Consider the following 6,727-nt stretch of genomic DNA (forward strand, 5'->3'; position numbering starts at 1 on the left):
TGGTTTTGTATCTTTTGAATTTGATGGTTTTGAGGATGGTAATTTAAAATTAAAACTTATTCATAATAATCAGGATAAAGCAACAGGGCAAAAGAGCGACCCTTTAGAGATGATTTTAAAAAAATTATCAGTAGATATTAGTAAAAAACCTATAATAGAGAAAATGATGGATTTTAATATTCCTCTTACTAAAGAAAATATAGAAATGGTTACTATGCTTGTAGATTATAGAGACAAGGCAAGTGAAAATCCTAAACTTATAGATAGTTTTATAGAAAAATATTTAGAAATAAAAGGTGGAAACACAGAGGGAAGTAAGCAAAATACAAAGTCAGAACTGATAAAGTTTTTCAATAATTTTGGAAAAATGACAGATAAGGATATTATGCTTTTTTTAGAGGGTAATATTGATTTTAATTCTGATAATATAAATTCATATAAAAATGTTTTTAAAGGTGGAGAGAGCATTTATAGCTCGATTAGAGATATAGCGAGTAAAATAAGCAATGAAAGTAATATAAACGGAGAAAATAATATAAATACAAAGGTTTTAGATGTAAAACTTGGTGAAGTTGAAAAGTTTTTTAATGAAATTAAAGGCATATCAGTTGATAAAACTTTATTGAGCAATAAAGAAAGTGATGTAGTAAGTGAAAAAGGGATAATTAATAACAGTGAAAAAAATTTAGAACAGATTGATAAAAATGATATTCAAAAGATTCAGATAGATAAAACTAATAGTCAGGTAAGTGAGAATGGTAAAAGTAATGCTGAGGTGGGACAGAAAGAGAAAAATATTAATATAAGCAGTAACACAAGCAGTAGTGTAGAAGTTTCAGAAAATATTCAAAAGCTAGATATATTAGTTAAAGAAAATAAGGTGCTTAATATTTTAAAAGATAATATTGATAGTGTATTAGGTTTAAAAGATGATATATTAGTTGAAAATAAAACAAAGGATGTTTTAAAAGAACTTATTGAATTTGTAAAAGTAGATAAAGTTAGTGGAAAAGAAAATTTTAATAAAGATATTTTATCGGCAGTTGAGAAATTAGTTGGTAAATTTGAAAAGTTAGATTCAAGTCATTTAGAAATTATAAAAAATATAATATCAAAGGCTAGTAGTGAAATAGAAAAGTTAATACAAGATAATCATAAAAATATAGATGTTAGTTTAAGTGATATAGAAAAAGATGGTAGTAAATTAGAACTTTCAAGCAAGTTAAAGGACATAAATGTCATAGATACTTTACTTAAGGATTTTAAAAATGTTAAAGTTGAGTTAGCAGATAAGCAAGAAGTTATGAAGGATATCTTAAAGGATTTATCAGATAAACTTATGAAAAATGATGCAAGTTCAAATATTATAATGTCTGTTTTAAAAGATAAAATAAGTGATTTTAAATTATTTAATGATTTTAATAATAACTATTACTATTTAGATGTACCATTAAGTTTAAATGATGAGTATCATTGTAAGCTTATAGTCAAAGATGATAGAGAAGATAAAGGTGGACTTGATTCAAGTAGGTTAAAACTTGTGGTGAGTGTAGCAACAGTTAGACATGGAACTATTGATGGAATGATAGAAATAGCTAATAAAAATTTGAAATTAGAACTCAAATGTGATAAGAAAAGTATGAAACTATTAGAAGAGAATAAAGAGAATCTTAATAAATCACTTGAAATATTAGGCTTTATGCCTTATATTTTTGTTAGTGAGAAAATAGAAAGTATTGATAGTAATATATCAGATTATAGAGAGTTTTTCAGTGATGGAGTTACTGTTGGACTTGATAGAAAGGTGTAGAAAAGTATGGAACAAAAAAGAAAAGCAGCAGCTTTAAAATATAAAGAAAACTTTGATGCACCTGTTATTTCAGCTCATGGAATGGGACAGATTGCTGATAAAATTATAGAAACAGCAAAAGAAAATGATGTCCCAATAGTTTATAATAAAGAACTAACAGATTTACTTTGTAATGTTTCAGTAGGGGATACTATACCCTATGAGGTTTATGATGCTGTTGCAAGCATTATTGCATACATAACAGAGATAGATAAGAAAAGTAGTTAAAAGAGAAAGGGTGAGATTATACATGGCATTATATGCTATATCAGATTTACATCTTGCTTTAAATGTTGATAAACCAATGGGGATATTTGGACCAAAATGGGAAAGACATCATGAGAAGATAAAAGAAAATTGGATTGAAATAGTAAAAGAAGAGGATACTGTACTAATTGCAGGAGATATTTCTTGGTCTATGGGACAAGAAGATAGTAAGCTTGATCTTGAGTGGATACATAATCTACCAGGGAGAAAGATTTTAATAAGAGGAAACCATGATTATTGGTGGACTAGTATAACAAAACTTAATGCATTATATGGTGATATGGATTTTATACAAAATAACTTCTATTCATATGGAGATATTGCAATTTGTGGAACAAGAGGCTGGATTGTTGAAGGTACACAAAGAAAATTCACAGAACATGATAAAAAAATATTTGAGAGAGAAAAAATACGACTTAGATTATCTCTTGATGCAGCTAAGAAAAAAGGTTTTGAGAAAATAATAGTAATGATACATTATCCATCAACAAGTGAAACGCTTAAAGATTCAGATTTTACAGAAATATTTAAAGAATATAATGTTTCAAAAGTTATATATGGTCATCTTCATAATGCAAATGAAGCGTGGGTATTAAATGAAGAAAGAGATGGAATAGAATATATTTTAACAAGTTGTGATTTTATAGATTTTAAACCACTTAAAATATTAGAATAAGAAAAAGAGCTGAATAAATTTATTCAGCTCTTTTTTTATCTATTTTAATTAAATCTTTTAAATCACGTGTTAACTCTTTTAGCCTATGCGGTGCAGTGTCATCTATAAGAACTTCAGAGAGCTTTCGAAGTGCATCATCTGGGCGTTTTAATTTATATTCAAGTATAGCAAGTAAATATAGTAAGGTAGATTTTTGCATACCATAAACAGGAAGTTGTTCATTAAAGAAAGCACTATCAAAACTATTAAAAGCTTTTTCTATAAATAAAAGTTCGGAAGTATCATTTCTTTTAAGTCTATACATCCAAGCAATCTTAAGGCAAATCATACCTATTGTACTTGGCTTTTTCTTTATGGTAAGAGCATTTATAAGAGCTAATTTATATCTATCTATAGCTATATCAACATCAAAAATATCAGGATATGTTGTTTCAGACCATTTAGGAGTAATGCTTTTTAGTACAAATTCTCTTTGCTTTTCACGAATATGGTCAAAATCTATTTTAAGTGCAGAGTAACCACATTTTTGGCAAACTGTAACATCATAAAAATAAGGATTTATTGTTTTATATCTTATAAAAAAATCAGAATCTTTACTTTCAATTCTAGGTGCATTTACTTTAACAGTTTTTGTCTTGAAGATACTTTCACAAACAGGACAATGGATTGTTTTATTAAATAAAAGTTTTTTTTCGTCTTCAATTGATAGAGTAGTATTTTTTTTATTTTGATTAGGTAAATTAGTCATATATCTTCATCCTTTCTAGTCATAACTCATAATAATATGATTATCGTCCAGAAAATATTCTGTTTTAGTGTTATTTTTGCTATAATAAAAAAAGTAGAACTTATAACTTGGTAAGTTTTGTATTGTAAGATATATAAAGAGGGTGAGAATTTGGCTGTAAAAAATTGGAAGCAGTTTTTAACTCCTTATGAGCAGGCAGTTGAAGAGCTAAAGGTTAAATTAAGAAGTATTAGAAAAGAATACAGACGACGAAATGAATATTCACCTATAGAATTCGTAACAGGTAGGGTTAAAGAGGTTTCTAGTATACTAGAAAAAGCTAATAAATATAACATTCCTGTTGATAGACTTCAGTATGAGATGGAGGATATATCTGGTATAAGGATAATGTGCCAGTTTGTTGATGATATTGATAGTGTTATAGAACTTCTTCGTAATAGAAAAGATATGACTGTATTATATGAAAAAGACTATGTTAGAAATGTTAAAGACAGTGGTTATAGAAGTTACCATGTTGTTATTAAATATCCAGTGAATCTAGCCGAGGGGCAGAGAATTATACTAGCAGAGTTCCAAATAAGAACACTAGCAATGAATTTCTGGGCAACAATAGAACATTCACTAAATTATAAATATAAAAAGAATGTACCGATAGATATAAAAAGCAAACTTAAAAAAGCAGCAGATGCAGCTTTTATGCTAGATGAAGAAATGCTTGAAATAAAAGATGAAATAAAAGATGCTCAAAAATTGTTTGAAGTTAAATCAGAAATTATAACAAATGTTATGAATAGTATCTTAACTTTAATATCACTTGGAAGAACTGGTGAAGCATCACGATATCAAATGTTGTTAAATAAGCTTATAGAAGAAAGTGAAGTTTCAGAACTTAGTAATTTATTAATTAATATACAAAGAGATATTGATAGATATAAGTAAGATAACAGCTTATATCAAAAGACTAAATTTAAATATTAATAAATAAAAAAGACGTATCAATTTAAAATTGATACGTCTTTTTGCAATTAAAATCTAAAATAGTTTACTTTACTATCTAGGATTAGTGGCATCCACCACTACAACTTCCACATCCGCCTTCTGCTTCAATGAAAGGTTTAAGAGCTAAACCATTTCCTTCATTCTCTGATGATGAAAGAATTTTAAATCCACCGAAATCGGCGATTAATCCTTCTTCTATTATGAAAGTAATATCTTTAACTTGTTGTTCTATATCTCCATCAAGCTTTGAGTCAACACTTATATTGAATGCTGGACCACTACATCCGTAACCAGCTAAATCTAATCTTATTGTATAATCAGTAACTTCATTTTCTAAAAGAAAACTCTTAAATTCGTTGTAAGCATCTTCGCTCATTAAAACTTTTTCCATTATATTTACACCTACCTTTTAATATTAGTTATCAATTAATAACTAAAGTAATTATATTATATAATAATGAAAAATAAAAGCAATAGTATAATGAATAAAAGTAGTATATTATATATACATTTTAAAAAACATACATATAAATATTCCTTTTTTTTGAAAAGTTAACAAAAAAATAAAAAATATAAGATAATATATTTATAATTTTACCAAATAATGGTAAAATTATAATTGAGATAAATAATAAGGGAGGCATAAGTTTTGAGTGCTAAAATAAATAACCTAAGAAATTTACGTAAAAGTGATTTTGAAATAATAAAAGAAATGAGTCTTTTAGGGGCACATATTATTATGGAAACAAGTAGTGGTCTTACTCATGAGCAATCAGAGGCTTTATATAATCTTATGTCTAAATGTGGTGATGAAACATTAGATGAATTAGGCTGCTCAGAATATGATTATGAAGTGAATGAAGAAATTATATATAAATATGATGATGTGAGTTTTTGGAAAGTACTAGCAAGAAAACTTGCAGCACGTGATACAATTGAGGAACTTGGAGATGAAGTTACAATTGGAAATTTTAATAGATATGAAGAGATAAGAAGAAAAAATGAGGAAATGTATTTAGAAAAATTTAAAGTGAAAAAAGTAATAGCTAAAAATAATGTTATAAATTTTAATGATAAACTACTTCCATACTAGATTTTTTAAATAAAAAATGGAGGTTTAGATATAATTTATAAAATTTTAACAACATATGTAATAATATGTAAGAAATTTATAGTATAATGAAAAAAATATTGATAGTTAATTTTTGGATGGTATAATAATATTTATAAATAAAATAATTATAAATATTTTTTATTTAAGGATTAAAGTTAAATAGTAAAAGGTTAACTATCCTATAAAATTTATTAAAGAATAGGAGCAATAATATGACATCATACAGTGGTAAAGCTTGTGAGAGTAAGATACAAGAATATAAAGAGTTTATAAAGGTGGGGAAATTAGAAAATTTAGAAGTTATATACTCAGATATTCCAAAGCTTACAGATGGGTATATTTATAAAAGAAGAAAGATGTTAAATGAAGGTCCTATAGAACTTAAAAAGGATGGTAAGCTTGTTTGTAGTATATCAGTTCAAGAAATACAAGGAACTAAAGAAGCTATATCAAGAGCAAATGGTAAGTGTGGAGTTTTAGGTCTTGGACTAGGGTTTTATATTCAAGAAATTGCAAAAAAAGAAAATGTTACAGAGATTATTGTATATGAAATAGATAAAAATATAATCAAGTTATATGAAAGTAATTTTGAATATAATGAAAAAATAAAAATAGTACATAGCAATGGATTTGAAGTAAAAGGGGAAGAGTTCAATTTTTTCTTTAGTGATATTTATACTTATGAAATAACAGAAGATGTAGCACATGATTATGGGAAGCTTATAGAAATACATGATATTTATGAATATTCTTTCTTTGGACTAGAAAAGTTTTTATTAAGTTGTCCTATGGAAGAGTTAATGAATGTATATGTACCAGATGAGTGGATGGATATGACTAAGAAGGCTTTTGAACGAGTTGATAAGCTTGGTCAAATGAAAAATATAAAGAAAATAAGAAGACATAAGGCACTTAAAGTTCTAAATGTTTTTAAAGAAATATTATAATTATATAGCTATAAAGGTGATATGCAAATTGCATATCACCTTTAATTAGGATTTAAATAAATTATAATTAAAATTTATTTAACAACTATATTTACAAGTCTACCTTTGATAACAATAACTTTAACGA

The 6,727-nt window shown here is 26.4% G+C and carries 8 protein-coding genes; 6 read left to right on the forward strand and 2 right to left on the reverse strand.

Going from position 1 to position 6,727, the window contains the following annotated elements; genetic code table 11:
• The 3 genes from Q0V15_RS10600 to Q0V15_RS10610 form a co-directional block, all read left to right on the forward strand.
• Positions 1-1,810 (forward strand): hypothetical protein (locus Q0V15_RS10600; RefSeq protein WP_297438800.1); only part of this gene is annotated, 1,810 nt, incomplete at its 5' end.
• Positions 1,811-1,816: 6 nt separating this feature from the next.
• Positions 1,817-2,077, forward strand: coding sequence for an EscU/YscU/HrcU family type III secretion system export apparatus switch protein (locus tag Q0V15_RS10605; RefSeq protein WP_297438802.1), 261 nt, complete (start codon positions 1,817-1,819; stop codon positions 2,075-2,077).
• Positions 2,078-2,099: 22 nt separating this feature from the next.
• A complete protein-coding gene (locus Q0V15_RS10610) occupies positions 2,100-2,792 on the forward strand; it encodes a metallophosphoesterase (protein WP_297438804.1) in 693 nt (230 codons plus the stop codon).
• Positions 2,793-2,811: 19 nt separating this feature from the next.
• Here the strand turns inward: Q0V15_RS10610 and Q0V15_RS10615 are convergent, their stop codons facing one another.
• The gene (locus Q0V15_RS10615) at positions 2,812-3,540 is read right to left on the reverse strand and encodes a DUF2225 domain-containing protein (protein ID WP_297438806.1); all 729 of its coding nucleotides are present in this window, start codon (positions 3,538-3,540) and stop codon (positions 2,812-2,814) included.
• A gap of 150 nt (positions 3,541-3,690) precedes the next feature.
• On the opposite strand from Q0V15_RS10615, the gene Q0V15_RS10620 reads away from it, so the two are divergent.
• Positions 3,691-4,479, forward strand: a complete 789-nt coding sequence (locus tag Q0V15_RS10620) for a GTP pyrophosphokinase family protein (RefSeq protein WP_297438808.1) — start codon at positions 3,691-3,693, stop codon at positions 4,477-4,479.
• Between the two features lie 121 nt (positions 4,480-4,600).
• On the opposite strand, the gene Q0V15_RS10625 is transcribed toward Q0V15_RS10620, so the two are convergent.
• On the reverse strand, positions 4,601-4,930 hold the full coding sequence (locus tag Q0V15_RS10625; RefSeq protein ID WP_297438811.1) for a HesB-like protein: 330 nt from the start codon (positions 4,928-4,930) through the stop codon (positions 4,601-4,603).
• A 258-nt stretch (positions 4,931-5,188) separates the two neighbouring features.
• Between Q0V15_RS10625 and Q0V15_RS10630 the strand changes: the two genes are divergently transcribed.
• Positions 5,189-5,632: a hypothetical protein gene (locus Q0V15_RS10630; protein ID WP_297438813.1), complete on the forward strand. Its 444-nt coding sequence runs from the start codon at positions 5,189-5,191 to the stop codon at positions 5,630-5,632.
• 233 nt (positions 5,633-5,865) lie between these two features.
• Positions 5,866-6,600: a hypothetical protein gene (locus Q0V15_RS10635; protein WP_297438814.1), complete on the forward strand. Its 735-nt coding sequence runs from the start codon at positions 5,866-5,868 to the stop codon at positions 6,598-6,600.
• Positions 6,601-6,727 lie beyond the last annotated feature (127 nt).

This window comes from uncultured Clostridium sp., assembly GCF_947036855.1.
GTDB lineage: Bacteria > Bacillota > Clostridia > Clostridiales > Clostridiaceae > Sarcina.

Excerpts from the sequence above, each read along its gene's own strand:
- Q0V15_RS10635 (WP_297438814.1), top strand. The coding sequence starts at position 5,866 with ATGACATCATACAGTGGTAAAGCTTGTGAGAGTAAGATACAAGAATAT.
- Q0V15_RS10625 (WP_297438811.1), bottom strand. The coding sequence starts at position 4,930 with ATGGAAAAAGTTTTAATGAGCGAAGATGCTTACAACGAATTTAAGAGT.
- Q0V15_RS10615 (WP_297438806.1), bottom strand. The coding sequence starts at position 3,540 with ATGACTAATTTACCTAATCAAAATAAAAAAAATACTACTCTATCAATT.
- Q0V15_RS10605 (WP_297438802.1), top strand. The coding sequence starts at position 1,817 with ATGGAACAAAAAAGAAAAGCAGCAGCTTTAAAATATAAAGAAAACTTT.
- Q0V15_RS10610 (WP_297438804.1), top strand. The coding sequence starts at position 2,100 with ATGGCATTATATGCTATATCAGATTTACATCTTGCTTTAAATGTTGAT.